The organism is Leifsonia williamsii, from assembly GCF_030433685.1.
Classification (GTDB): Bacteria; Actinomycetota; Actinomycetes; order Actinomycetales; family Microbacteriaceae; genus Leifsonia; species Leifsonia williamsii.
Genome location: NZ_JAROCF010000001.1, coordinates 1492372 through 1518261 on the forward strand (window position 1 = coordinate 1492372; position 25890 = coordinate 1518261).

Consider the following 25890-nt stretch of genomic DNA (forward strand, 5'->3'; position numbering starts at 1 on the left):
ACTCACCAACCAGCGCACACTCGACGAGGAGATCATGTCGACGTCTACACTCTCCGTACAGCTCTACACGGTCCGCGAACTCCTTTCGGAGGACGTCGCGGGCACCCTGCGCCGCATCGCGGACATCGGGTTCACCCAGGTCGAGCCGTTCGCCTTCCTGTCGTTCGGCGACGCGCTCCGCGACGGGCTGCGTGAGGCCGGGCTCACCGCTCCGACGACCCATCAGGGGTTCATCGGCGGCGACGTCGACGAGGTGTTCGAGGCCGCGAAGGCGCTCGGCATCGAGACCGTCATCGACCCGCACGTCCCGGCCGAGCGCTGGCAGTCGGCCGACGACGTGGCCGCCATCGCCGACCAGCTCAACGCCGCCGCCGAGGTGGCCGCGAAGCACGGCGTGCGCGTCGGCTACCACAACCACGCGCACGAGCTCGAGAGCACCATCGAGGGCACGACCGCGCTGGAGTTCTTCGCCTCCAAGCTGGCCCCGGAGGTGGTGCTCGAGGTCGACACCTACTGGGTCGCCGTCGGCGGTCACGACCCGGTGGAGCTGCTGCCGCGGCTCGGCGACCGCGTCGTCGCCCTGCACGTGAAGGACGGCCCGGCCACGACCGAGACGAAGGACCAGGTCGCGGTCGGTCAGGGCTCCCTCCCGATCGAGCGGATCATCGCCGCCGCGCCGAACGCGCTCCGCGTGATCGAGCTCGACGACTCGCGCGGCGACCGGTTCCAGGCCGTCGCCGACAGCTACGCCTTCCTCACCTCCAAGGGCCTCGCATGAGCGCCGGGCGCGTGGGCGTCGGCGTCATCGGCGCCGGAGTCATCAGCAACGAGTACCTGGCCAACCTGACCTCGTTCCCCGACCTGGAGGTGCGGTTCGTCGCCGACATCGACCTCGACCGGGCGCGCGAGCAGGCCGAGAAGTACGGCGTCCCTGCGTCCGGGTCGGTGGAGCAGCTGCTCGCCGACGATGGCGTCGAGATCGTCGTCAACCTCACCATCCCGCGCGTGCACGTCGAGGTGGCGCTGCAGGCGCTCGCCGCGGGCAAGCACGTGTGGAGCGAGAAGCCGTTCGCGCTCGACCGCGCCAGCGGCCGGGAGCTGCTCGAGACCGCGCACGCCAAGGGGCTCCGGGTGGCGACCGCCCCCGACACCTTCCTCGGCGCCGGCGTCCAGACGGCTCGCCGCCTGGTCGAGAGCGGGGCCATCGGCGCCCCGCTGACCGCGCTGACCATCCTGCAGAACCCGGGGCCGGAGCGCTGGCACCCGAACCCCGACTTCCTCTTCCAGGAGGGGGCCGGTCCGCTGTTCGATCTCGGCCCGTATTACCTGACGGCTCTCGTGCAGCTGTTCGGCCCGGTCGCGCGCGTCAGCGCGGTCGGATCGAAGGCGCGCGAGACGCGCGTCATCGGCTCCGGCCCGCGCGCGGGCGAGGAGTTCGCCGTCACCGTCCCGACGCACGTCAGCGCGCTCTACCAGTTCGAGAGCGGGCAGACGGCGCAGGCCGTGTTCAGCTTCGACTCGAAGCTGGGCCGCACCCTCTTCGAGGTGGCGGGAGTGGACGGCACCATCGAGGTGCCGGACGTCAACACCTTCGAGGGCGACCTGCTGGTGCACGGCGCCGACGGCGTCGAGACGGTCCCGTCGACCGGTTCGACCTCGACGCGCGGCACGGGCGTGGTCGAGCTGGCCAGGGCGATCCGCGCGGGCGTCCCCGAGCGCGCCTCCGGCGAGCAGGCGTTCCACGTGCTCGACGTGATGGTCGCGACCATCGAGGCGGGCGAGTCCGGGCTGCCGGTCGAGGTGGAGAGCACCGTCGAGCTCGCCCCGGCCCTGCCGGAGGACTGGAACCCGCGAGAGGCCACGCTCGCATGACCGACCCGGCGAGCAGCGACGTCAACGGCGGCCTGACCCGCCGGGCCGAGAGCCGCGCGGGGGAGCGGCTGCGGGCGGCGATCGTCGGCGGCGGCTTCATGGCCGAGGTGCACTCCCGGGCCATCCGGGCGGCGCGGGCGGAGGTGGCCGGCATCGTGTCGTCGTCGGCGCAGCGGTCGGCCGACGCGGCCGAGCGGCTGGGCGCGACGCGCGCCTACGACTCGCTCGACCAGCTTCTCGTGGACGACGCCATCGACGTCGTCCACGTCACGTCGCCGAACGCGCTGCACGCCGAGCAGGCGGCGGCCGTGCTCGCCGCCGGCAAAGACGTGGTGTGCGAGAAGCCGCTCGCCACCACGACAGCCGACGCCGAGGCGCTGGTCACCGCAGCGGAGGGCCGGGTTGCGACCGTCCCCTTCATCTACCGGTTCCACCCGATGGCGCGGGAGGCCAGGGCGCGCTTCGCCTCTGGCCGGGCGGGGAGCGTGCTCAGCATCAACGCCTCCTACCTGCAGGACTGGCTGCTCGGAGCGGGCGACGACAACTGGCGGGTCGACTCGAAGCAGGGCGGGCGGTCGCGCGCCTTCGCCGACATCGGCTCCCACCTCGTCGACCTCGTGGAGTTCATCTCCGGCGACCGGGTGAGCCGGGTCTCGGCGACGAAGCGGACCGTCTTCGCGGAGCGGGCCGCGCACTCCTCGATCACCACCGAGGACGCGGTCGCCGTGGTCGTCGAGACCGTGTCGGGCGCGCTCGGCACCCTCCTGGTCTCGCAGGTCGCCCCCGGCCGCAAGAACCGGCTCTGGATCGAGATCGCGGGCAGCGAGGAGAGCGTCGCCTTCGACCAGGAGCAGCCGGAGACGCTGTGGGTCGGCAGGCGGGCCGGGAGCCTGCTCATCCCGCGCGACGCCGACCAGCTCAGCGCCGACGCAGCGCGCCTGTGCGTGGTGCCGTCCGGACACCCGCAGGGGTATCAGGACGCGTTCAACGCCTTCATCGCCGACAGCTACGCGGCCATCGCCGGCGAGAGCCCGGAGGGACTCCCGCGCTTCACCGACGGCCTGCGCGCCGTGCGGATCACCGACGCCGTGCTCGACTCCGCCGAGGCGGGCACCTGGATCGAGATGGGAACGGAAGAATGACGGACGCAGACGCCCTGGCTTCTGACAACACGTCGGGTCGCACACACCCGGTGACCCTGTTCACCGGGCAGTGGGCCGACCTCACCCTCGAGGAGGTCGCCGAGTACGCGAGCGAGTGGGGCTACGACGGGCTCGAGATCGCCTGCTCGGGCGAGCACCTCGACGTCTGGCGGGCCGCGGAGGACGACGACTACCTCCAGGGCAGGCTCGATCTGCTCGACAAGTACGGCCTCAAGGTGTGGGCCATCTCGAACCACCTCAAGGGCCAGGCCGTCTGCGACGACCCGATCGACTTCCGCCACCAGGCGATCGTCGGCTCGAAGGTCTGGGGCGACGGCGACCCCGAGGGCGTGCGTCAGCGCGCGGCCGAGGAGCTCAAGCTGACGGCGAAGGTCGCGCGCAAGCTCGGCGTCGACACGGTCGTCGGGTTCACCGGGTCGAGCATCTGGCCGTACGTCGCGCAGTTCCCGCCGGTGCCGGCGGAGGTGTTCGAGCGCGGCTACCAGGACTTCGCCGACCGCTGGAACCCGATCCTCGACGTCTTCGACGGCGAGGGCGTCCGGTTCGCCCACGAGGTGCACCCGTCCGAGATCGCGTACGACTACTGGACCAGCGTGCGCACCCTGGAGGCGATCGACCACCGCGAGGCGTTCGGCTTCAACTGGGACCCCTCGCACATGATGTGGCAGGACATCGACCCGGTCGGCTTCATCGTCGACTTCAAGGACCGCATCTACCACGTCGACTGCAAGGACACCCGGCTGCGTCCGCGCAACGGCCGCGCCGGTGTGCTCGGCTCGCACCTGCCCTGGGGCGACCCGCGCCGCGGCTGGGACTTCGTCTCGACCGGGCACGGCGACGTGCCGTGGGAGGACGCCTTCCGTGCGCTCGAGTCGATCGGCTACACCGGCCCCATCTCGATCGAGTGGGAGGACGCCGGCATGGACCGCCTCCACGGCGCCAAGGAGGCGGTGGGCTACATCCGCTCGCTGCTCTGGAAGCAGCCGACGGCCTCCTTCGACGCCGCCTTCAGCAACCAGGACTGAACCGAGGCGCCCGCCCGCGCCCGCGGCTAGGCTCACGGCATGGAGACCATCCAGGGCCAGGACTGGTACGGCCGCGAACTCGACGGCGTCGAGTACACCGGGGTCGAGTTCATCGACCTCGACCTGACCGAGGCGAAGACGGAGGGTGCGGTCTTCACGGACTGCACCTTCCGTCGCGTCCGGTTCAACGTGAGCGAGCACACCGACTCCGCCTTCGTGAACTGCCGCTTCGAGTACTGCAACCTCTTCGACGCGACCTTCCGGCGCTGCAAGCTCACCGGCAGCACGTTCACCGCGTGCGAGTTCCCGCTGCTGACGGTCGAGGGCGGCTCCTGGGCGTTCGTCGGCCTCAGCCGCGCCGAGCTGACCGGCGTGACATTCACCGGCGTGCGCCTCCGGGAGGCGGACCTCAGCGGCGCGGTCTGCACCGACGCCGTCCTCACCGGCTGCGACCTCTCCGCCGCCGAGCTCAGCGGCGCCGACCTCACGGGTGCCGACCTCACCGGCAGCGACCTGACGGGCATCGAGTGGGACGACGTCATCCTCCGCGGCGCCACCATCGACGAGCGCCAGGCCGTGGCGCTCGCCGAGGCGCAGGGGATGATCGTCGTCGCCTCCCACAACTGACTCAGCAGCTCAGAACTGACCGGGAGGCGACGACCGACCGGGGCCGTCAGGCGACCTCCTTCACCTCCCCGTGCTTGAGGTGCAGGCGGCGCTGCGCCCGCTTCGCCACGGCGGAGTCGTGGGTGACGATCACCACGGTCAGGCCGCGATCGCGCCACAGCCCCTCCAGCAGCTCCATGATCTCGTCGCGGGTCTCCTCGTCGAGGTTGCCGGTGGGCTCGTCCGCCAGCAGCACCTCCGGGTTCTTCACCAGCGCGCGGGCGATCGCGACGCGCTGCTGCTGACCGCCCGACAGCTCGGACGGCAGGTGGTTGCCGCGATCGGCGAGGCCGACCGAGGCCAGCGCCTCCGCCGCCCGCCGCTTGCGCTCCTCACCGCTCACCCGCAGCGGGGCGAGCGCGGTCTCGACGTTCTCCTGCGCGGTGAGCGTCGGGATCAGATTGAAGCCCTGGAAGACGAAGCCGATCTCCTTCGCGCGCACGGCGGTGAGGCGGCCGTCGCGCTGCCCGGAGAGGCTGGAGGCGCCGAGCTCGATCGACCCGGAGGTCGGCCGGTCGAGCGCGCCGAGCATCTGCAGCAGCGTCGACTTGCCGCCGCCGGTCGGACCCTGGATCGCGACGAGCTGGCCGTCGGGGATCTCGAGGCTGACGTCCTTCAGCGCGACGACCTCGCGCTTGGACTGGCTGTACTTCTTGGTGACGTTGGTGAGCGTGTACACGGTGGTCTCCTTCGTGTGTGTGGGAAGCGGTGGGCGGGTCAGGCGACCGAGCGCAGGGCCGCGGCCGGGCGCAGGCGGGAGGCACGCCATCCGCCGATGGCGCCGGCGATCAGACCGCCGAGCACGGCCAGCGCGACCGCGCCGACGATGATCCAGAGGGTGACCGGCGCGTGCAGCACGACGTCCGTGGTGGATGCGGCCGCCTGCCGTGCCGCGGCGAAGCCGCCCCCGCCGAAGCCGCCGCCGGGCGCGTTCGTCGCCGCGGTGCCGGCAGCGCCGCCAGCGCCGCCCGCCGCTCCCGCGCCCTGACCGGCAGCGCGGCCGACGCCGGTGCTCACGCTGCCGGTCAGGGTGGGCGCCACCAGGTTCACGATCAGCACGCCGAGAAGGCCGACCGCGACGCCGATGACGCCGCCGATGACGCCCTGGACGACCGACTCGCCGGCCACCTGCCCGACGATGCGCCGATTGGACCAGCCGATCGCCTTGAGCGTGCCGAACTCGCGGGTGCGCCGGGTGACGCCGGAGATGGTGAAGAGGATGGCGATCAGGAACGCGGCCGCGAGCACGATCACCGAGAGCCAGGTGCCGAGGCTCGCGACGAGCGTGCCGGCGCTGCCGAGCGAGCCGGAGACGCTGGAGGCGAGGTCGGCCTGCGTGCTGACCGTCGCGCCGGAGACGGCCTTGGTCAGGTCCGCCTTGATCTGCGCGATATCTCCGGAGGAGGCGGCGGTGATGTAGATGGACGAGATCTTGTCGGTCTGTCCCGACAGCTTCTGGGCGACGTCCAGCGGGATGTACGCATTAGAGGCCGTGGTGGCGTCCGAGCCGCTGGCGCTGACGATGCCGACCACCTCGAAGGAGGTGCCGCCGATGGTGACGGTGTCGCCGACGGCCTTGCTCGCGGACTTGGCGTAGCTCGCGTCGAGCACCACGACATCCTTCCCCGCGTCGGCCTTGGTGAACGTGCGCCCGTCGGCGAGCGTGACCGAGGCGAGCGGGCCGACCGACTCGCCGGCCGGATCGAGGCCGAGCACCGAGAACGAGTCCACGTTGAACGAGCTGCCGCCGGCGCCGTCCGCACCTCCCGTGGGTGCCGGCTGGGGAACGGTGGTGTCGCCGGACGCGCCGCCGCCCTTGCCGCGCTCCGACCGCAGCTGCTGGAAGTCGGGGAGGGTGCCGCTGAAGCTCATGTTGTTGAGGGCGAGCACACCGGCCGCGGCCGACACGTTGTCCACCTTCTTCGCGGTGGCGAGGGTGGAGGCGTCCATCACACTTGTCCCGCGCTCCGGCTCCAGCCGCGAGGTGTCGACGCTGCGGCCGCTCCCGGTGTCGGTTCCGGCGTCGGCCCCGAAGTCGAAGCGGCCGCCGCCGGCCTGCGGGGTGCCGCTGCCCGCCGTCGCCGGCATGGAGACGGTGATGTCGGTCCCGACGCCGTAGACCGATTGCAGCACGCTGGCCTGCGCCTCCTTCACGCCGGCCGACACCGCGTTCACGATGATCACCAGCGCGATCGCGAGGGCCATGCCGATCGCGATGATGACCGTCTGCTTGCGGCGATTGAGCAGTTCTCGCCTGAGGTACGTCCCGAACATGTGCTTCCGTCTCGTGTCGTAGTGGATGTGACGATCGGGACGCTAGGGTTGTGGCTTTTCGCCGCGCTGTGGCGTGGCTATGGGTGCGCTGTGACGCGGGAGGCGACGCTCTCAGACTGTCCATAGGTTTCACAAAGGAGGCGTTGAAGCGCCTCCTCATAATGGGAAAGGTGACCATGAATGCCCGCGCCGCCACCAGCGCCTCCAGCCAGCCCCGCGTCCTGCTCCGTCGTGCCGACGGCAGCTCCATCCGGGTGCTCGTCGTCGATGACGAGTCGACCCTCACCGACCTGCTGGCGATGGCCCTCCACTACGAGGACTGGGAGGTGCGCACGGCCTCCACGGGTCAGCAGGCCCTGCAGCTCTCGCGCGAGTTCAAGCCCGACGTCGTCGTGCTCGACATCATGCTGCCCGACATCGACGGCCTCCAAGTGCTCTCCCGGATGCGCGCCGACGGCAACGAGGCGCCGGTGCTCTTCCTGACCGCGAAGGACTCGCTCGATGACCGCATCGCCGGGCTCACCGCCGGCGGCGACGACTACGTCACCAAGCCGTTCAGCCTGGAGGAGCTGGTGGCGCGCCTCCGCGGGCTGCTCCGGCGCTCCCGGGCCGCGGTCGCCGACCAGGACGACCCCGTGCTCATCGTCGGCGACCTCGTGCTCGACGAGGACAGCTACGAGGTCCACCGCGACGGCGAGCCGATCCAGCTCACGGCGACCGAGTTCGAGCTGCTGCGCTTCCTCATGCGCAACCCGCGCCGCGTGCTGAGCAAGGCGCAGATCCTCGACCGGGTGTGGAGCTACGACTTCGGTGGCTCCTCCAGCGTGGTCGAGCTGTACATCTCTTATCTGCGCAAGAAGATCGACGCCGGCCGCGCCCCGATGATCCACACCGTGCGCGGCGCGGGCTACATGGTGAAGGCGGCGCAGTGACCGCAGCCCGCCCGACGGCCGCTCCCGGCACGGGCGGGATGCGCGAGCGCTTCGACCGGTTCCGCCGCTTCCGCTCCTGGACGCTGCGCAGCCGGGTGGTGCTCGTCGTCGTCGCGATGCTCGCCGTGCTCGGCGCGGTGATCGGCACGGTCAGCGTCTTCGCATTGCAGGGCTACCTCATGCAGCGGCTGGACGGCCAGCTCACGTCCGCGCTCGAACGCGGGCAGCACGCCGCCGACCGCATCAACGGCGGCGGCCCCACCATCCCCGACGCGGCCGGCGTCGTCGCGACGCCCGGTCAGCAGACCGGCACGCTCGGCGCGGTCCGCAGGGAGAACGGCGGGCTGCTGTTCCCACCGGTGATCCTCGCCGACCGCACGAGCGCGGCGAACCAGCCCCTCCAGCCGGAGCAGGTCCCGATCAACGCGCTCGCGCTGCTCAAGGTGCCCTCCGACGCGCAGCCGCGCACGGTCGACCTCGGCTCCTCGCTGGGCTCGTACCGCATCGCTGCGGCCGAGCTGCAGAACGGCGACAGCGTCATCATCGGCCTGCCGCTGAGCGACGTGAACGCGACGGTCGGGAGGCTCGCGCTGGTCATCCTGCTCGTCACGCTCTCCGGGCTCATCTTCGCGTTCCTGATCGCGAGCTTCGTCGTCCGCCTGGCGATGCGGCCGCTGGAGCGGGTGGCCGACACCGCGGAGCAGGTCGCCGGCATGCCGCTCGACCGCGGCGATGTCGCGCTGTCGGTCCGCGTGCCCGAGGAGGACACCGACCCGCACACCGAGGTCGGCAAGGTCGGCTCCGCGCTCAACAACATGCTCGGCCACGTCGCGTCCGCGCTCACCGCCCGCCAGGCCAGCGAGCAGAAGGTGCGCCAGTTCGTCGCCGACGCGAGCCACGAGCTGCGCACCCCGCTCGCCTCGATCCGCGGCTACGCGGAGCTCACCCGCCGGGCGCCGCACGAGCTCCCGGGAGACGTCACGCACTCCATCGGCCGGATCGAGTCGGAGGCGACGCGCATGACCTCCCTCGTGGAGGACCTCCTGCTGCTGGCCCGGCTCGACGAGGGCCGTGAGCTGGACCGCGACCCGGTCGACCTCTCCCTCCTGCTGATCGACGCCCTGAGCGACGCCCACGCCGCCGGCCCCGGCCACGAGTGGCGGATCGAGCTGCCCGACGAGCCGGTGGAGGTGCTCGGCGACGCGCCCCGCCTCCACCAGGTGGTCGTCAACCTCCTCGCCAACGCGCGCGTGCACACGCCGGAGGGCACAGTCGTGACCGTCGGGCTGTCGGTCGACGAGGCTGCTCAGCGCGCGGTCGTCACCGTCGCGGACACCGGCCCCGGCATCCCCGAGGAGCTGCAGAAGACCCTGTTCGAGCGCTTCGCGCGCGGCGACAGCTCCCGCAACCGCGCCACCGGCTCCACCGGTCTGGGGCTCGCGATCGTCCGGGCGGTGGTGGAGGCGCACGCAGGGGAGGTCTCCGTGCACAGCGTCCCGGGCGACACGGTGTTCACGGTGTCGCTGCCCCTGATGCCTCAGCCGGCCGCCGATTTGCGCCCGCCCGCGACCGTCGCGTAAGCTACCCGGAGCCGAAGACCGCTGGTCGACGTGTCCGCACGTCCGAAGTCCCACTCAGGTGGAGGCCCGCGCAGGTGTATGAAGTCAGTCTCGCAGTTCTCTGCGTCGCCAGCTCCGTGCCCTGCGCCGGAGCTTTTTTCTTTGCCAGCGGTCGAGGTGCGCACATCGCTCCCGCGGTGTGCGACGAAGATGATTGAGGAGTAGGCCATGGCGAACAAGGAAGCCACGGTTGCCGAGCTCGAGGGACTGTTCGAGAGCTCGACCGCCGTTCTGCTGACCGAGTACCGCGGTCTCACTGTTGCTCAGCTCAAGACGCTGCGCAAGTCCATCAGTGAGCACGCGACGTACGCCGTGGTGAAGAACACGCTGACCAAGATCGCGGCCAACAACAAGGGCATCTCGTCGTTCGACGAGGAGCTCGCTGGCCCGTCCGCGATCGCCTTCGTGCACGGTGACCCGGTCGCCGTCGCGAAGTCGCTGCGTGACTTCGCCAAGGCAAACCCTCTGCTGGTGGTCAAGGGCGGTTACTTCGACGGTAACCCGCTGACCGCAGAAGAGGTAGGCAAGCTCGCCGACCTCGAGTCCCGTGAGGTTCTGCTGGCCAAGCTGGCCGGCGCCTTCAAGGCCTCGCTGTTCGGAGCCGCATATCTGTTCAACGCACCGCTCTCGAAGGCCGTTCGCACGGTCGACGCGCTGCGTGAGAAGCAGGAGTCCGCTGCCTGAGTCCTTCGGGATCCAGTACGCGGTGAGTAACCACACACACTAAGGAGAGAACAATGGCAAAGCTTTCGACTGAGGAGCTGCTCGAGGCGTTCAAGGAGCTCACCCTGATCGAGCTCAGCGAGTTCGTCAAGGCGTTCGAGGAGACCTTCGAGGTCACCGCCGCCGCCCCCGTCGCCGTGGCCGCCCCGGCCGCCGGTGGCGCCGGTGCCGCCGCTGAGGAGGTCGAGGAGAAGGACTCGTTCGACGTCGTCCTCGAGGCCGCCGGTGACAAGAAGATCCAGGTCATCAAGGAGGTGCGCGCCCTCACCAGCCTCGGCCTCGGTGAGGCGAAGGCCCTCGTTGACGGCGCTCCGAGCACCGTGCTCGAGGGTGCCAACAAGGAGACCGCTGAGAAGGCCAAGGCCCAGCTCGAAGAGGCTGGCGCCACCATCACCCTCAAGTAGTCGACGCCCTTCGGGGCTCTTCTACCGAAAGGCTGATCGGCCGCCGCGCTCGCTGAGCGCAGCACGACGCGGACTCCTCCCGTAAGAGAGTGTCCGCGTTGTGGAGGGCGTCGCCCCCATGACGGGGCGGCGCCCTCCCTGCGTTAACGCGTGGTTCGCGTGCGCGGGGGAGGTGCGGTTCCGGTGCGCGGGTGCTCACCCACCCGCGTCCGATCACGCCTGCCCGCGTGGATCGGTGTGCAAGGACGCATCACCGAAAGAGAATCACCATGAATACCAGCCAGTGGCGTGCGTACGCCGCTCACCTGCGCGGACTGGCCTCCGCGCTGCTCCACGGGGACGACCGCGACAGCGGCTCGCACCCGCCGGATCTGTGCCGCAGGACCCTGCTCTACGACCGGTACCTGCGGTGACCAGCTGACACGACGGACCGGCGTCGCCCTCGGGCGGCGCCGGTCCTTTCGTCGTTCCGGGAGGCGCAGTCGGTGGACGTCACCGCGCGAGCCGCTCCAACTCGGGGTCGTCGTCGCGGACCGCCGGAGCACGTGCTGCCACGCGGCCACGCACCGCGAACCAGCCGATGAACAGCAGTGGCACGATGATGACCGCCGCTGCGGCCACGGTCAGCGTGCCGGTCGGCCAGTCCAGCAGGAGGAGCAGGGCGACGAAGCCCAGGAAGCCGAAGGTGAGGTAGCCGGTCCACGGCGCTCCCGGCATCCGGAACGCCGGCCGCGGCAGCACGCCCGCGCGCGACAACCGGCGCAGCCGCAACTGGCACGCCACGATGACGCCCCAGGTGAACAGCAGGCCGATGGAGGTCAGGTTGATCCCGATCTCGAACGCGTCGTCGGGCACGACGACGTTGAGCCCGACCCCGACGAGTGCCACGGCCGCCGTGACGAGGATGCCGCCGTACGGCACTCCCGACCTGTTCATGCGGGCGGCGAACGCCGGCCCCGCACCGCGCTCCGCCAGCGACCGTGCGATGCGTCCGGTGGAGTAGAAGCCCGCGTTCAGTGACGACAGCGCCGCCGTGAGCACGACGAGATTCATCACGGTGTCGGCTCCCTGCACGCCGATCGAGGCGAAGAACGTGACGAAGGGGCTCTCGCCGGCGCTGTACGCCGACGACGGCAGCAGCAGCGACAGCAGCAGCACCGAGCCGACGTAGAACACGGCGATGCGCAGGATGACCGTGTTGATCGCGCGCGGCATCGTGCGCTCGGGGTCGGGCGTCTCACCGGCTGCCGTGCCGACCAGCTCGATGGCGCCGTAGGCGAAGACGACGCCCTGCATGACGAGGACGAGCGGCAGGGCGCCGAAGGGGAACATCCCTCCCTGGTCGGCGATCATCCCGAAGCCGGGCGTGCGGCCGGCCACTGGAGTGCCGGTGACGACGAGAACCGTGCCGACCACGAGGAAGGCGACGAGCGCGCCCACCTTGATCAGGGCGAACCAGAACTCCAGCTCGCCGAACACGGTGACCGAGAGGAGGTTGAGGCTCAGCACGACCGCGAGCGCGAGCAGCGCGAATACCCACTGCGGCACCTGCGCGAAGAAGGGCACGTAGCGGCCGAAGAAGGCGAGGTACAGCGCGACGGCGGTCACGTCGACGATCGCGATCATCGCCCAGTACATCCAGTAGACCCAGCCGGTCACGAAGGCGAGGCGCTCGCCGAAGAACTCGCGGGCGTACGAGACGAACGAGCCGGAGTCCGGCCGGTGCAGGACCAGCTCGCCGAGGGCGCGCAGGATCAGGAAGGCGAAGACGCCGCACACGGCGTAGGCGATGAGCAGCGAGGGGCCTGCCGAGTGGAGGCGGCCGCCGGCCCCGAGGAACAGCCCGGTGCCGATGGCGCCGCCCACCGCCATCATCTGGATGTGGCGGCGCTTGAGGCCCTTGCGATAGCCGCCGGTGTGCTCGTCGTCGAGGCGCGGAGCGGAGGAAGAACTGTGCATCTGCACATGAAACCATTGCGCGTATGGAATACCAATACGCGTTCTGGGGCGATCACTGATGGGGGATCGTAGAGCCCCGGATCGTGAGCTTCACGGGCAGATGCTCCGTTCCTGGCGCGAGGGTCCGACCCGCGATCGCGTCGAACAGGCGCCGCGCCGCAAGCCTCCCCAGCTCCTCCAGGTTGTTGTCGATGCTGGTCAGCTCCGGCCGCGCGTTGGTGGCCAGCACCTCCCAGTTGTCGTAGCCGATGACGGCCACGTCGCCGGGGACGCTCCTGCCGAGGTCGCGGAGGGTGTCGAGCACGCCCCGCGCGATCTGGTCGGAGCCGCACACGATGCCGTCGATGTCGGGGTGACTGCGCAGCAGCAGCGAGGCCGCGTCGCGACCCCACACTTCGCTCCAGGCCGAGAACATCGTGTGGCCGACCTGCTCCAGCCCCGCGTCGCGCATCGCGGCCTGGAAGCCGTGGTCGCGGTCCTGCGCGGCGGCGTACGAGGGGTCGCCGCTGATGTGGGCGATGCGCGAGCGGCCGCAGGCGATCAGGTGCTCCACGGCCATCCGGCCGCCGCTGCGGTTGTCGGGCGTGAGCGAGTGGTCGGTCGGGTCGTCGGAGGGGGAGTAGGCGTACACCACCGGCACCGGCAGCTCGTGGCCGAGGGAGGGTCGCGGGTCGGTCTGCCTGCCCACCACGATGATGCCGTCGACGCGGCGGTTGAGCAGCGCGCGGATGTGGTGCTGCTCGCGGATCGCGTCGCCGCGCGCGTCGCACAGGAACACGTTGACCTGGCCGGCGCCGAAGGCGTCCTCCGCTCCCATGAGGATCGGGATGACGAAGCGCCCCTCGAGGTCGCTCGTGAGCAGGCCGACGGTCCCGGTTCGCCCGGCGGTGAGGCTCTGCGCCAGCGCGTTCGGCGTGAACCCCAGCTCCTCGGCGGCGGCGATGACCCTGGCACGCGTGCGCGGAGCCACCTGGTCGCGGCCGTTGATGGCCTTGGAGGCCGTGGCGAGCGAGACGCCCGCCCTGCTGGCGACGTCGCCGAGCGTCGCCGTACGGGAACCACCTGCCGCTCCTGCCACGGTCGCCCTCCTTTCGGGAATGCCGAAAACCTAGCACACAAAAAGGCATTGACACGCGGATATCGCGGGCGCTTTACTTACCGAAAGCCCTTTCGGTATTTTCAGACCCGAGAGCACCAACTCGTGTCCGACTCAATGATGAGGAGATGCAATGAAGATGTTCACGCACCGCAGCAGGCGCGTCGCGGCGGCGATCGTCGCGGGCGCACTGGCGGTCACGCTGGCCGCCTGCTCCGGCGGCAACGGCTCGGGGTCCTCCGGCAGCGCCTCCATCCCGAAGGGCGGCACCGACGACGGCTCGAAGCTCACCCTCTGGACGCGCGCGCCGCTGGAGAAGCAGGCCAAGCTCCTCGTCGAGGAGTACAACAAGACGCACAAGAACCAGGTCGACCTCACCGTCGTGCCGAACGACGACTACGTCGCGAAGGTGGGGGCGGCGGCCGGCTCCGGCGGCCTGCCCGACCTGTTCGCCGCCGACATCGTCTACGTGCCGAACTGGGTGAAGCAGGGCCTCTTCCAGGACATCAGCAAGCAGATCGACGGCCTCGACTACAAGGACGCCATCAACAAGGGCCACCTGAAGGCGGGCACCGCCGACGGCAAGGAGCACGTGCTCCCGTTCGTCCTCGACCTCTCGATGCTGTTCTGGAACAAGGAGCTCTTCACGGAGGCCGGCCTCGACCCCGACAAGGCTCCCGCCAACCTGGACGAGTTCGCCGCGGCGGCCAAGAAGATCCAGGCGCTGAACAAGCCGGACACCTACGGCACCGCCACGGGCCTCAACTGCGGCGGCTGCCTCGTCTTCACCTGGTTCCCGACGATGTGGGCCGACGGCCAGCAGGTCATGAACGAGGACGGCTCGAAGTCGCTGCTCGACAGCGACACCTCCAAGAAGGTGTACTCCACCTGGAAGGACCTCTGGGACTCGGGCGCCGTGCTCCCGTCGTCGAAGGACGAGGCCGGTCCGACCTGGACCGCCGGCTTCACCGAGGGCAAGGTCGGCCTGATGTTCTACCCGGCGACGCTGCTCTCCTCGACCCCGTTCGACGTGGGCGTCTCGGGCATCCCGGGGCCGAAGGGCGGAGCATCCACCTTCGTCGGCGGCGACGGCATCGGCATCTCGAAGGACTCCAACAAGTCCGCGCAGGCCTGGAACTTCCTCAACTGGATGATGTCGGAGGACGCCCAGGTCGGCGTGCTCGCCAAGGACAACGACGTCGTGTCGCGGTCGGACCTCGCCACGAACCAGTACTCCGAGAAGGACCCGCGCCTGGTGACGATCAACGAGGTGGCCGGCAAGGGCGAGACGCCGTTCTCGCTCAACTTCCAGCAGGCCTTCAACGCGCCGAGCAGCCCCTGGCTGACCCTCGTGCGTGATGCCGTGCTCGGCGACGGCAAGAAGGTCGACGCCGACAACGAAGAGATCACGGCGGTGCTCTCGCAGTGACGACGACACTCCGCGCCCCGGCCCTGCGTCGGGAGCGGCGACGGCACTCCTCCTCGGAGACGCGGCGGGGGTGGCTGTACGCCGCCCCCACCGCCCTCTTCGTCCTCCTGCTGTTCCTGCTCCCGCTGCTGCTCGTGCTGCAGATGTCCGGGTCCGACTGGCCGCTGCTCGGCGGCAACCAGGGCTGGAATTTCCCCGACAACTACGTCGACGCGGTGAAGAACCGGTTCTTCGCCGACTCGATCGCGTTCACCGTGCTCTACACCGTCGTCACGACGGTGATCCTGCTGGGGCTGGCCCTCGGACTCGCGCTGCTGGTGCAGGAGTCGACGCGGTGGAAGGGGTTCCTCCGGACGGCGATCCTCATCCCGAGCGCGCTCGGGCTCGCCTCCGCCTCCCTGCTGTTCTACGTGCTCTACTCGCCGATCGCCGGCCCGTTCGCCGACCTGATGAAGGCGTGGGGGTTCACGTTCCTGGGCACGCCGGAGGGTGCGCTCTGGTCGACGGTGTTCCTGATCGTGTGGAGGTACGCCGGCTTCTACATGCTGCTCATGCTGGTCGGCCTCCAGGGCATCCCGGACGAGGTGTACGAAGCCGCCAGGATCGACGGCGCCGGGAGGTGGCAGACCTTCCGGAGCGTGACGCTGCCGCTGCTGCGGCCGACGCTCGCGCTCACCACGGTGATGTGCGTGACCGGCTCGCTGCTGGCGTTCGAGCAGTTCTACATCCTGACCAAGGGCGGCCCGGACAACAGCACGATCACGGTCGTGCAGCTGATCTACAGCGTCGCCTTCCAGGGGCCGAACAACCTCGGCGTCGCCGGCGCCCTCTCGGTCATCGTGCTGATCGCACTCGTGATCATCAACATCGCGCAGATCCGCGCATTCGGCCAGAAGGAGGACGCGTCATGAGCGCCGACGTGCTGACCAGGCGCACCAACCGCGCAACGCCTCCCGCGGGCGACCGGCACGCAGGGCGGGGCGGCCGGCGCCCGCAGCGCACGCGGCTGATGGGCGTCGCCTTGCGCACCCCCTACTGGGTGCTGACGGGCGGGCTCGCGCTGATCTTCCTCTACCCCCTGATCTGGACCGCGGTGTCGTCGATCGCACCGCGCGCCGGCACCAACCAGACGCATGGCTGGGGTCTCGGCAACTACGCGACGCTCGCGAACTACCAGGCCGGCGTCTGGGTGTACCTCGGCAACTCGCTGTTCGTCTCGTTGCTGACCGTGCTGCTCACCCTCGTGGTCTCGACGCTCGGCGGCTACGCCTTCGCCCGCTTCCGGTTCCCCGGCAAGAACGTGCTGTTCATGACGACGCTCGCGATCCTGATGGTGCCGTACGCGACCCTCCTCATCCCGCTCTACGTGCTGCTGAACCTGGTCGGCCTGTCGAACTCGCTCGTCGGGGTGGCGCTGGTGCTGACGATGTTCCAGCTGCCGTTCGCGACCTTCATGATGCGGATCTCGTTCGAGGCGATCCCGCGCGAGCTGGACGAGGCGGCGCTGGTCGACGGCTGCTCGAGTTTCGGCGCGCTGCGCCGGGTGCTGCTGCCGGCGGTCAAGCCGGGGCTGATCACCGTCGGGCTGTTCGCCTTCCTGGCGGCGTGGAACGACTTCATCGCGCCGCTGATCCTGATCAACGATTCCAACCGGATGACGCTGCCGCTGGCGATCTCGAACCTCCGCGGCCAGGTGCAGGGCGTCGTCGACTACGGCGCCACCGAGGCCGGCGTGGTCGTGCTCGCCGTGCCGTGCATCCTGCTCTTCCTGCTCCTCCAACGTCACTACGTCCGCGGCTTCATGTCCGGCGCTTTCAAAGGATGACCATGACGATCACCGACACCGACCGAGCGGGCGCCGTCGCGCCGGGCCTCCGTCGCGCCGCCGCCCCCGCCGTCCCGAGCAGCACGCTGCTGCGACCGCTGGGACTGGGCGAGGTCGCCATCACCGGCGGCTTCTGGGGCGAGCGGCAGCGGACCAACGCTGTGGGCACCCTCCCGCACATCGAGCACTGGCTCGAACGGGAGGGCTGGCTGCCCAACTTCGACCTCGCCGCTGCCGGCGCGCTGCCGGAGGGGCGGCGCGGGCGCGAGTTCTCGGACTCCGAGATCTACAAGTACCTGGAGGCCGTCGCCTGGGAGATCGGCCGCACCGGCGATCCGGCGCTCGAGGCCCGCTTCCGCGCGATCGTCGCCCGCGTGGCCGCGGCGCAGGAGCCGGACGGCTACCTGAACACCGCGTTCGGCCGCCCCGGTCAGCCGCCGCGCTGGACCGAGCTGGAGTGGGGGCACGAGCTGTACTGCGCCGGCCACCTCTTCCAGGCCGCCGTGGCCCGCGAGCGCACGCGCCCCGGCGACGACGACGGGCTGCTCGGCGTCGCCGTCCGGCTCGCCGACCTGATCTGCGCCACCTTCGGCGACGACGGCATCCGGTCGGTGTGCGGGCACCCCGAGGTCGAGACCGCGCTGGTCGAGCTCGGCCGCGTCACCGGCGAGCAGCGGTACCTGGACCAGGCCCGGCTGTTCATCGAGCGCCGCGGCTCCGGCGTGCTCGGCGACATCGAGTGGGGGAGGGCGTACTACCAGGACGACATCCCGGTGCGGGAGGCGGAGGTGCTGCGCGGTCACGCGGTACGCGCCAACTACCTCGCGTCCGGAGCGGCGGACGTGGCGGCCGAGACCGCTGACCACGGCCTCCAGGAGGCGCTGCGCCGGCAGTGGGAGAACACCGTCGCCCGGCGCACCTACATCACGGGCGGGCAGGGCTCCCATCATCAGGACGAGGCGTTCGGCGACGACTTCGAGCTGCCGCCGGATCGCGCGTACTCCGAGACCTGCGCGGGCATCGCCTCCGTCCAGTTCAGCTGGCGGCTGCTGCTCGCCGAGGGGGAGGCACGCTACGCCGACCTGGTCGAGCGCACCCTGTACAACGTGGTCGCGACGTCGCCCTCCCACGACGGGACCGCGTTCTACTACGCGAACACACTGCACCGCCGCACTCCCGGAGCACCGGCCGACCCGGACGTCGCCTCCCCGCGCGCCGAGGCGTCGCTCCGAGCGCCCTGGTTCGGCGTCTCGTGCTGTCCGCCGAACGTCGCCCGCACGCTGGCCAGCCTCGACGCGTACCTCGCGACGGCGTCGGCCGACGGCCTCCAGCTGCACCAGTACGCCCCCGCGCGCATCGCGACGACGCTGGACGGCGGCCGACGCGTCGAGCTGGAGGTGCGCACGGGCTACCCGCTCGACGGCCGTGTCGAAGTGGAGGCGCTCGCCGACTCCGACGGCGAGTGGACGCTGGCCCTGCGGGTGCCCGCCTGGGCGCGGGGCGCCTCCGTGAAGGTGGTGTCGGAGGGCAGGGAGGTCGAGAGCGCGACCGCCGAACCCGGCTACGCGCAGGTGCGGCGCCGGTTCCTGGCGGGCGACGTCGTGACCCTGGATCTGCCGCTCGCCCCGCGCTTCACCTGGCCGGACCCGCGCATCGACGCGGTGCGCGGCAGCGTCGCGGTGGAGCGCGGCCCGGTCGTGTACGCGCTGGAGTCCGTCGACCTGGGTCCTCTGGCGGACGACGTTGCCGATGTCGTCGTCGATGCGGCGCAGCAGCCGGCACTGGAGGACCAGGACGTGGTCGTGCGTGTCCGGCGGCGCGAGCAGCCCGACCGGGAGTGGCCGTACGACGGCGTCGCCGAGTCCGGAGGGGCAGCGGGCGGTCAGGCCGACGCGACCGCACCGGTCGCCCTCGTCCCGTACCACGCGTGGGCCGAGCGCGGTCCGTCCACGATGCGGGTGTGGCTCCCGGTGGAGTGAGAGCCGAACGGCCATCAGGCTGCGTGAATATCGCTTTTCGAAGCCGTTCACGCAGCCTGATGCGTTTTCGATGGCGAAACACCGGTTTGACTTCGGATATAGTCGGCACACTGTGCCTAAACAGCAGGCCGTTCACCGTGGACCGGCCGCGAACCCGTGAGGGAGATGATAGTGACGACGACGAAGCCCGCCACCGGTGCCAAAGGTGCCACCCTCCGGCGGAGCCTCGGCCTCTGGGCCATCGTGGGCCTCGGCCTGGGGTACATGACTCCGACCGTGGTCTTCGACACGTTCGGGATCGTGTCCGACGAGACGAACGGGGTCGTGCCGGCCGCGTACCTCGTCGCCCTGATCGTGATGATCTTCACCGCCATCAGCTACGGCAAGATGGCGGGCGCCATTCCCAGCGCCGGCTCGGCGTACACCTACGTGCGCGAGTCCATCCACCCGAACCTGGGCTTCATGGTCGGCTGGACCTCGCTGCTCGACTACATCCTGCTGCCGATGGTCAACGCGCTGATCATCCGGCTCTATCTGGAGCAGCTGTTCCCGGCCATCCCCGGATGGATCTGGGTGGTGCTCTACTGCATCGGGACCACGACGCTCATCTACTTCACCATGCGTGGGACCTCGAACGTCAACATGATGCTGCTGGTGTTCGCGGTCGTGGTGATGGCCGTCTTCGTCGTCATCGCCGCGACCCAGCTCATGGAGGGCCAGGGCGAGGGCACGATCGCGTCGTTCAAGCCCTTCATCCACGACGGCGTGACGCTGGGCGCGGTGCTCACCGGAGCGACGGTCGTCTGCTTCTCCTTCATCGGCTTCGACGCGGTGACGATGTACTCGGAGGAGGCGAAGTCGCCGCGCGTCATGCCGCGTGCGATCATGCTGACCGTCATCCTCGGCGGTGTCATCTTCCTGGTCGCCGGATACTTCGCGCAGCTGCGCTTCCCGACGAACGCGCCCTTCGGCGAGTACACCGACGACCCGCTGCCGCAGATCGGCCTCCTGGTCGGCGGTCCCGTCTTCCAGGCGATCCTGGTCGCGGCGGGTTTCGCGGCCGCGGTCGCCTCCGGACTGGCCTCGCACGCCTCCGTCGCCCGCATGCTCCTGGTGATGGGTCGCAACAACGTGCTCCCGCAGCGCGTGTTCGGCTACATCAACCCGAAGACGCAGACGCCGACGTTCAACATCATCCTGGTGGGCGCCGTGACGCTGCTCGCGATGGCGTTCTCGCTGGAGCTGATCTCGGCCTTCATCAACTTCGGCGCCCTGATCGCGTTCACGTTCGTGAACATCTCGGTCATCGCCTGGTTCGCGATCCGCAAGGGCCGCCGCCGCACGCCGAAGGACATCATCAGCTTCATCGTCCTGCCCGGCATCGGCATGATCCTGACCGGCATCCTGTGGGTCAACCTGCACGCCGACGCGCTGATCGGCGGTGTGATCTGGGCCGTCATCGGCTTCGCCTACCTGCTGTTCATCACCCGGGGCTTCAGCCGCAAGGTCGCGGCGTTCGACGAGAGCCAGCCGGTCACCGGCTTCAACAAGGCGATCGACTGACCGCCTGACAGTCGCTGCACGCGAAGGCCCGGGGGGAGTCCCCGGGCCTTCGCCGTGTGCGGACTTGTAATACATAGCTGCGCTATATAAAATGATGGGCATGCCTGAGAGCCTGCCCGCGGACGACGCCCGCACGACCGAACTGCGTCACACCCTCGGCGATCTCGTCGTCGCCGCCCACCGCCTCACCCGGCTCGCCGCCCGCGTCACCGGGAGCACCGAGTCGCCCGCGACCTGGCGCACCCTGAGCGTGCTCGAGACGAACGGCCCGCTGCGGCTCGGCGAACTCGCCAGCCACAGCCGCGTCTCCCAGCCGACCATGACCAAGCTGGTGCGCAACCTGGTCGAGGCGGAGTGGGTCAAGCGGATCGCCGACAGCGATGACGCGCGCGCCTGGCAGATCGCCATCACCCAGAAGGGCGCGGACGCGTTCCAGAGCTGGCGCGACGAGCTCTCCACCGCGCTCGTGCCCATGTTCGCCGACGTGAGCGACGACGAACTGGACGCCCTGCGCCGCTCCGTCGAGATCGTCGGCTCGCGCGTCGACCTCTCGACCGCGGCCTCCGCCGCGCTCGCCGGCCGCTGAGCCCGGCCTCCCACATCCACCCGCACACCACCAGGAGCAGAACCCCCTCGATGTCCCACGAGAAACCGGCCAACATCCTCAAGCAGCCGACCGCCGTCTGGGCGGTCGCCTTCGCGTCCGTCATCGCCTTCATGGGCATCGGGCTCGTCGACCCCATCCTCCCGGCCATCGCCGCCAGCCTGCAGGCGACGCCGACCGAGACCGAGATGCTGTTCACGAGCTACCTGCTCATCACCGGCCTGGCGATGTTCTTCACCAGCTGGATCTCGAGCCGCATCGGGGCCAAGAAGACGCTGCTGATCGGTCTCGCGCTGATCGTCGTGTTCGCGGCGGCCGCCGGTCTCTCCGGAAGCGTGGAGGGCATCATCGGCTTCCGCGCCGGCTGGGGTCTCGGCAACGCGCTGTTCATCTCCACCGCGCTCGCCACGATCGTCGGAGCGGCATCCGGAGGCACCTCCGCCGCGATCATCCTGTACGAGGCGGCGCTGGGTCTCGGCATCGCGATCGGCCCGCTGCTCGGCGGACTGCTCGGCAGCTGGAGCTGGCGCGGCCCGTTCTTCGGCACCGCGACCCTCATGGCCGTCGGCTTCATCGCCATCGTGGTGCTGCTCAAGAAGAACCCCGAGAAGCCGACGCCGACGAAGCTCTCCGCACCGTTCCGGGCGCTCGCGCGTCCTGCTCTGGGCTTCCTCGCCGCGGCCGCGCTGTTCTACAACATCGGCTTCTTCGTACTGCTGGCCTACACGCCGTTCGCGCTCAACGACCTCGGTGTCGGCGACGCGATCACCCTCGGCCTGATCTTCTTCGGGTGGGGCGTCGCGCTGGCGATCACGTCGGTGTGGGTGGCCCCGCTGCTCACGTCCCGGCTGCCGCGCACCCGCGTGCTGTGGATCATCATGCCGCTGCTCGCCCTCGACCTGCTGGCGGCCGGCCTGCTCATCGCCTCCCTCGCCGCGCTCATCGTCTGCGTGATCGTCGGCGGCCTGCTGCTCGGCATCCTGAACACGGTGCTCACCGAGTGCGTGATGGAGGCGACCGACCTGCCGCGCTCGGTGGCGTCGAGCGCCTACTCCGGCGTCCGCTTCCTCGGCGGCGCGGTGGCCCCGCCTGCCGCGAGCCTGCTGGCCGAGGCGGTCAGCCCGTCGATGCCGTTCTACGCGGGAGCCATCTCCGTGCTCGTCGCGGTGGCCCTCGTGATCATCGGCCACAAGCACCTGCGCCGCGTCGACGCCCCGCAGGAGACGGCGGAGCAGGAGGCCGAGCTCCTGACGCTGGCCGACGCCGGCTGACGCCCCGTCGTCGACGTCCGCTCCGGACTTGTGAAGAGCCGCCCCGTCCTAGTCGGGGCGGCTCTTCCCGCGCTGACGCTAGGAACGTCATGCGCGGACGGTCCGCCGGTGACGATCGCGCCTACCCGAAAGGCGCGCTCGACCATGCGGGCGTGCACCCATTCTGTCAGGTCGCGGAGGGCCCCCGCTGCGCGGCGCGCGGAGGAGCGGTCGAGGAGCGCACCACGAGGGTCGCCGGGGCGAGCACCGATCCGGGCAGCGGCTCCCCGCCGCCGAGCTCGTCGAGGAGGATGCGCGTGGCCTGCGCGCCCTGCTGGAACGGGGACTGCGCCATCGTGGTGAGGCCGAACGATGCCGCGTGGTCGTGGTCGTCGATGCCGATGACCGAGAGGTCGTCCGGCACCCGGAGCCCGTGGTCGGCCGCGGCGAGGATGGCGCCGAACGCCATCTCGTCCGACCCGGCGAACACCGCGGTGGGCCGCGGCCCAGGGCGGTCGAGCAGCCGGTTCATCGCCGCACGTCCCGCAGGCAGCGTGAAACCGCCCGGGATGATCCACTCCGGCCGCACCGGGAGCCCCGCCGCGCGCATCGCCTGCGCGAAGCCGCGCTGGCGCCCGATCGGCACCTGGCTGTTGAGGCCCTCCTCGTCCTCGCCGCCCAGGTGGGCGATGTCGGTGTGACCGAGCGCGAGGAGGTGCTCCGTCGCGGCCCTGGCCGTCGCCTCCTCGTCGATGCCGACGCTGCGCAGGCCCATCACCGGGCCGCCGACGACGATCGTCGGGTGCCCGACGGAGGAGAGCTGCTCGCGCTCGTCCGTGGTGAAGTCGAGGCAGAGCGCCAACAGAGCGTCCGTACGCTTGCGCAGGATGCTGCGGTGGAAGACCCGCTCCCGGTCGCCGCGGTGGCCGCCCAGGTTGAACAGGATCATGTCGTAGCTGGCCGCGCGCAGCTCGGAGTCGACGCCCTCCAGCACCTGCGTATAGAACCACCGGCTGACCGACGGCACCACCACTCCGAGCGCCAGCGTGCGCCCGCTCGCCAGGCCGGACGCGCTCGACGACGCGACGTAGCCGAGCTCGTCCGCGGCGCGCCGCACGGCCGCCCGCGTCTTGTCCGAGACGTTGGGCAGGCCGCGCAGCGCCCGCGAGACGGTGGCCGTCGAGACGCCGGTCGCGCGTGCGACCTCCTCGATCCCTGCCATGCGCACCGCCGGTGGTCAGTGCCGGTCGAGCCGCTCGCGCTCCGCCTCGGCGTCGGCCTCGGCCCGCAGGCGCGCCGCGATGATGCGGCGGCGCGCCTGCCAGAGCGCGACGAGGGCGAGCACGAGCACGAGCGTGACGACCGCCCAGAGCAGCGCCGGCTGCCCGCTGAGCTCGCACCACAGGGTGATCGCGAAGAACGCGACCCCGAAGAAGGCGACGAAGCCGATGCCGACGTCGAGCGCCTCCCGCGGGTCGTTCCAGCGCATCGCGATCAGCCTTTCACGCCGCCGGCGGTGAGGCCGGCGACGATGCGGCGCTGGAAGATCAGCACGAGGATGATCAGTGGCACGGTGACGATGGTGCCGGCGGCCATGACGGTCGTGTACGGCTCCTGGTGCGGCTGGCTGCCGGTGAACGACGCGATCGCGACGGTGACCGGTTGGGTCGCGTCGCTGGAGAGCTGGCTGGAGATCAGGAACTCGTTCCAGGACGAGATGAACGCCAGGATCGCGGTCGTGAACACCGCCGGCGCGGCCAGCGGCAGGATGATCTTGCGGAACGCCTGCGCCTGGGTGCAGCCGTCGATCCGGGCGGCCTCCTCCAGGTCCCACGGCATCTCGCGGAAGAACGACACCAGCGTGTACACCGTCAACGGGAGGGCGAAGGAGATCTGCGGGATGATCAGCGCCTGGTAGGTGCCCATCCAACCGATGTTGGTGAACAGCTGGAACAGCGGCGTGATCAGCGCAACGCCCGGGAACATCGACGCGGCCAGGATGATGCCCAGCACGATGCCCTTCATCTTGAAGTCCAGCCGGGCCAGCGCGTAGGAGGCGAAGATGCCGACCACCAGCGACACGATCGTGACGCAGATGCCGATGAACAGGGAGTTCAGCAGCGCCTGCGCGAGGTGGTTGCCCAGCCGGGTGGAGAACGCGGTGATGTAGTTGTCCAGCGTCACATGCGTGAACCACGGCGTGTTGTCGTTGGTGTACCCGACATCACGGAACGAGGTCACCACCATCCAGTAGAACGGCAGCAGACACCACAACACGATCACGATCGCCTGCACACCGGTACGCACACTCTGATTGCGCTGACGGACCTGGAACCCGCGTCGCTTCTGCGTGCGCGGGAGGGCGTTGGCCTCGGCGGTGGCCGTGGCGGGGCCGGCGGTGGCGGTCATGCCTTCGCCCCCTTCTGCTGGGCTTCCTGCGTTCTGACGACGTTCGTGCCAAGGAGGCGGACGAAGATCAGGGCGACCAGGAAGATGATGATGAACGTGATGGTCGACAGGGCGGCAGCGCTGTTGAAGCCCTGGCGGATCTGGAGGATCACGAGGATCGACAGCGTCGTCGTCGCATTGCCGGAGCCTCCGCCTCCACCGGTGAGGATGAACGGCAGGTCGAAGATGCGCAGCGCGTCGAGCACGCGGAACAGGATGGCGACCATCAGCGCCGGCTTGAGCAGCGGCATGGTCACCCGCCAGAAGCGCTGCCAGGTGCTCGCGCCGTCGACCTTGGCCGCCTCGTAGACCTCCTCGGGGATGATCTGCAGGCCGGCGAGGATCAGCAGCGCCATGAACGGCGTCGTCTTCCAGGTGTCCGCGATGATGACCGCGAACCGCGACGCCCATTCGTCGCTCGTCCAGAGGATGTGTGTGTTGAGCACCGCGTTCGCGACACCGGCGACCGAGAAGATGAAGAACCAGAGCTTCGCGGTGACGGCGGTCGGGATGGCCCACGGGATCAGGATCGCGGCGCGGACGAAGCCGCGGCCGCGGAAGGCGCGGTTCATGATGAGGGCGAACCAGAGGCCGAGGAGGGTCTCGAGGATCACCGTCGTCACGGTGAAGAAGAAGGTGACGAAGGTCGCGTTCCAGAAGCCGGCGCCCAGGTTGCCAGGGGGGCAGGGGATGGTGTTGCCGTCGGCGCCCATGCACTGCTGGAACAGCCAGTGGGCGTAGTTCTGGAAGCCCGCGAAGCCGCCCTGCACGAACAGGCCGGTCGCCGGGTCGAGGCCGGCGTCCTTCTCGAACGACATGATGATCGCCTGAACGATCGGGTACCCGATGACCACGGCGAGCAGGACGAGCGTGGGGAGGATCAGGTAGAGCGCCCAGCGGCTCTGCTGCGCGCGGTTCTTCTTGATGCCCTGGCGGACCGGTGGCCTGCCAGAGGAGGTGGACGGCGGGGCGACGACGTTCGACGTTGACATGTGCGGCCTCCGGAAGCTGATGGATGTGAGGGACCGGGCGGCGGGAGGGTTCCCGCCGCCCGGTGAC

General features: G+C 70.1%; 25 protein-coding genes. 17 read left to right on the forward strand and 8 right to left on the reverse strand.

Annotation, left to right across the window (positions count from 1 at the left end; translation table 11 throughout):
* Positions 1 to 34 precede the first annotated feature (34 nt).
* Genes P5G50_RS07060 through P5G50_RS07080 form a run of 5 tightly spaced genes read left to right on the forward strand, consistent with a single transcriptional unit; the run spans position 35 to position 4687 of the window.
* Positions 35 to 778 carry a sugar phosphate isomerase/epimerase family protein gene (locus P5G50_RS07060; protein ID WP_301212655.1) on the forward strand — a complete coding sequence of 248 codons (744 nt, stop codon included), beginning with the start codon at positions 35 to 37 and terminating at the stop codon, positions 776 to 778.
* The gene (locus tag P5G50_RS07065) at positions 775 to 1872 is read left to right on the forward strand and encodes a Gfo/Idh/MocA family protein (protein WP_301212657.1); all 1098 of its coding nucleotides are present in this window, start codon (positions 775 to 777) and stop codon (positions 1870 to 1872) included. Before P5G50_RS07060 ends, P5G50_RS07065 begins: the two co-directional genes overlap by 4 nt.
* A complete protein-coding gene (locus P5G50_RS07070) occupies positions 1869 to 3014 on the forward strand; it encodes a Gfo/Idh/MocA family protein (protein ID WP_301212658.1) in 1146 nt (381 codons plus the stop codon). The genes P5G50_RS07065 and P5G50_RS07070 overlap by 4 nt, the downstream gene beginning before the upstream one ends.
* Positions 3011 to 4060 carry a sugar phosphate isomerase/epimerase family protein gene (locus P5G50_RS07075; protein WP_301212659.1) on the forward strand — a complete coding sequence of 350 codons (1050 nt, stop codon included), beginning with the start codon at positions 3011 to 3013 and terminating at the stop codon, positions 4058 to 4060. The genes P5G50_RS07070 and P5G50_RS07075 overlap by 4 nt, the downstream gene beginning before the upstream one ends.
* 39 nt (positions 4061 to 4099) lie before the next feature.
* Positions 4100 to 4687 carry a pentapeptide repeat-containing protein gene (locus tag P5G50_RS07080; protein ID WP_301212661.1) on the forward strand — a complete coding sequence of 196 codons (588 nt, stop codon included), beginning with the start codon at positions 4100 to 4102 and terminating at the stop codon, positions 4685 to 4687.
* A 46-nt stretch (positions 4688 to 4733) separates the two neighbouring features.
* On the opposite strand, the gene P5G50_RS07085 is transcribed toward P5G50_RS07080, so the two are convergent.
* Positions 4734 to 5405: an ABC transporter ATP-binding protein gene (locus P5G50_RS07085; RefSeq protein ID WP_301212662.1), complete on the reverse strand. Its 672-nt coding sequence runs from the start codon at positions 5403 to 5405 to the stop codon at positions 4734 to 4736.
* A 38-nt stretch (positions 5406 to 5443) separates the two neighbouring features.
* Positions 5444 to 7000, reverse strand: coding sequence for an ABC transporter permease (locus tag P5G50_RS07090; RefSeq protein WP_301212663.1), 1557 nt, complete (start codon positions 6998 to 7000; stop codon positions 5444 to 5446).
* A 176-nt stretch (positions 7001 to 7176) separates the two neighbouring features.
* Here P5G50_RS07090 and P5G50_RS07095 point away from each other — a divergent pair, with 176 nt between their 5' ends.
* The 5 genes from P5G50_RS07095 (at position 7177) to P5G50_RS07115 (ending at position 11091) form a co-directional block, all read left to right on the forward strand.
* Positions 7177 to 7932: a response regulator transcription factor gene (locus P5G50_RS07095; RefSeq protein ID WP_301212691.1), complete on the forward strand. Its 756-nt coding sequence runs from the start codon at positions 7177 to 7179 to the stop codon at positions 7930 to 7932.
* Positions 7929 to 9512 (forward strand): sensor histidine kinase, encoded by a 1584-nt coding sequence (locus P5G50_RS07100; protein ID WP_301212664.1) that lies wholly within the window; start codon positions 7929 to 7931, stop codon positions 9510 to 9512. Before P5G50_RS07095 ends, P5G50_RS07100 begins: the two co-directional genes overlap by 4 nt.
* Positions 9513 to 9719: 207 nt before the next feature.
* Complete coding sequence (rplJ, locus tag P5G50_RS07105) at positions 9720 to 10235, forward strand: 50S ribosomal protein L10 (RefSeq protein ID WP_064110996.1); 516 nt, start codon at positions 9720 to 9722, stop codon at positions 10233 to 10235.
* Positions 10236 to 10288: 53 nt separating this feature from the next.
* Positions 10289 to 10678 carry a 50S ribosomal protein L7/L12 gene (gene rplL, locus P5G50_RS07110; protein WP_301212665.1) on the forward strand — a complete coding sequence of 130 codons (390 nt, stop codon included), beginning with the start codon at positions 10289 to 10291 and terminating at the stop codon, positions 10676 to 10678.
* Between the two features lie 269 nt (positions 10679 to 10947).
* Positions 10948 to 11091 carry a hypothetical protein gene (locus P5G50_RS07115; protein ID WP_301212666.1) on the forward strand — a complete coding sequence of 48 codons (144 nt, stop codon included), beginning with the start codon at positions 10948 to 10950 and terminating at the stop codon, positions 11089 to 11091.
* Positions 11092 to 11170: 79 nt separating this feature from the next.
* On the opposite strand, the gene P5G50_RS07120 is transcribed toward P5G50_RS07115, so the two are convergent.
* Complete coding sequence (locus P5G50_RS07120; RefSeq protein ID WP_301212667.1) at positions 11171 to 12637, reverse strand: amino acid permease; 1467 nt, start codon at positions 12635 to 12637, stop codon at positions 11171 to 11173.
* A 52-nt stretch (positions 12638 to 12689) separates the two neighbouring features.
* Positions 12690 to 13715 carry a LacI family DNA-binding transcriptional regulator gene (locus P5G50_RS07125; protein ID WP_301212669.1) on the reverse strand — a complete coding sequence of 342 codons (1026 nt, stop codon included), beginning with the start codon at positions 13713 to 13715 and terminating at the stop codon, positions 12690 to 12692.
* Between the two features lie 151 nt (positions 13716 to 13866).
* Between P5G50_RS07125 and P5G50_RS07130 the strand changes: the two genes are divergently transcribed.
* The 7 genes from P5G50_RS07130 to P5G50_RS07160 all read left to right on the forward strand — a co-directional run bounded on the left by P5G50_RS07130 (position 13867) and on the right by P5G50_RS07160 (position 22404).
* Positions 13867 to 15162: an ABC transporter substrate-binding protein gene (locus P5G50_RS07130; RefSeq protein ID WP_301212671.1), complete on the forward strand. Its 1296-nt coding sequence runs from the start codon at positions 13867 to 13869 to the stop codon at positions 15160 to 15162.
* Entirely contained in the window at positions 15159 to 16073 is a 915-nt protein-coding gene (locus tag P5G50_RS07135; protein WP_301212672.1) for a carbohydrate ABC transporter permease, read from the forward strand. Before P5G50_RS07130 ends, P5G50_RS07135 begins: the two co-directional genes overlap by 4 nt.
* A 98-nt stretch (positions 16074 to 16171) precedes the next feature.
* Entirely contained in the window at positions 16172 to 16987 is an 816-nt protein-coding gene (locus P5G50_RS07140; protein WP_301212693.1) for a carbohydrate ABC transporter permease, read from the forward strand.
* Positions 16988 to 16989: 2 nt separating this feature from the next.
* Positions 16990 to 18966, forward strand: coding sequence for a glycoside hydrolase family 127 protein (locus tag P5G50_RS07145; RefSeq protein ID WP_301212674.1), 1977 nt, complete (start codon positions 16990 to 16992; stop codon positions 18964 to 18966).
* A gap of 171 nt (positions 18967 to 19137) precedes the next feature.
* Positions 19138 to 20529 carry an APC family permease gene (locus tag P5G50_RS07150; RefSeq protein WP_435870849.1) on the forward strand — a complete coding sequence of 464 codons (1392 nt, stop codon included), beginning with the start codon at positions 19138 to 19140 and terminating at the stop codon, positions 20527 to 20529.
* Positions 20530 to 20629: 100 nt separating this feature from the next.
* Complete coding sequence (locus P5G50_RS07155; protein ID WP_301212676.1) at positions 20630 to 21115, forward strand: MarR family winged helix-turn-helix transcriptional regulator; 486 nt, start codon at positions 20630 to 20632, stop codon at positions 21113 to 21115.
* A gap of 50 nt (positions 21116 to 21165) precedes the next feature.
* Complete coding sequence (locus P5G50_RS07160; RefSeq protein ID WP_301212677.1) at positions 21166 to 22404, forward strand: MFS transporter; 1239 nt, start codon at positions 21166 to 21168, stop codon at positions 22402 to 22404.
* Between the two features lie 166 nt (positions 22405 to 22570).
* On the opposite strand, the gene P5G50_RS07165 is transcribed toward P5G50_RS07160, so the two are convergent.
* The 4 genes from P5G50_RS07165 to P5G50_RS07180 are packed head-to-tail and all read right to left on the reverse strand — an operon-like array spanning position 22571 to position 25823.
* Positions 22571 to 23605, reverse strand: coding sequence for a LacI family DNA-binding transcriptional regulator (locus tag P5G50_RS07165; RefSeq protein WP_301212679.1), 1035 nt, complete (start codon positions 23603 to 23605; stop codon positions 22571 to 22573).
* A gap of 15 nt (positions 23606 to 23620) precedes the next feature.
* Positions 23621 to 23872 carry a hypothetical protein gene (locus tag P5G50_RS07170; RefSeq protein ID WP_301212681.1) on the reverse strand — a complete coding sequence of 84 codons (252 nt, stop codon included), beginning with the start codon at positions 23870 to 23872 and terminating at the stop codon, positions 23621 to 23623.
* 5 nt (positions 23873 to 23877) lie between these two features.
* Positions 23878 to 24792 (reverse strand): carbohydrate ABC transporter permease, encoded by a 915-nt coding sequence (locus tag P5G50_RS07175; RefSeq protein ID WP_301212682.1) that lies wholly within the window; start codon positions 24790 to 24792, stop codon positions 23878 to 23880.
* Positions 24789 to 25823, reverse strand: coding sequence for a carbohydrate ABC transporter permease (locus tag P5G50_RS07180; protein ID WP_301212683.1), 1035 nt, complete (start codon positions 25821 to 25823; stop codon positions 24789 to 24791). Before P5G50_RS07180 ends, P5G50_RS07175 begins: the two co-directional genes overlap by 4 nt.
* Positions 25824 to 25890: the final 67 nt, after the last annotated feature.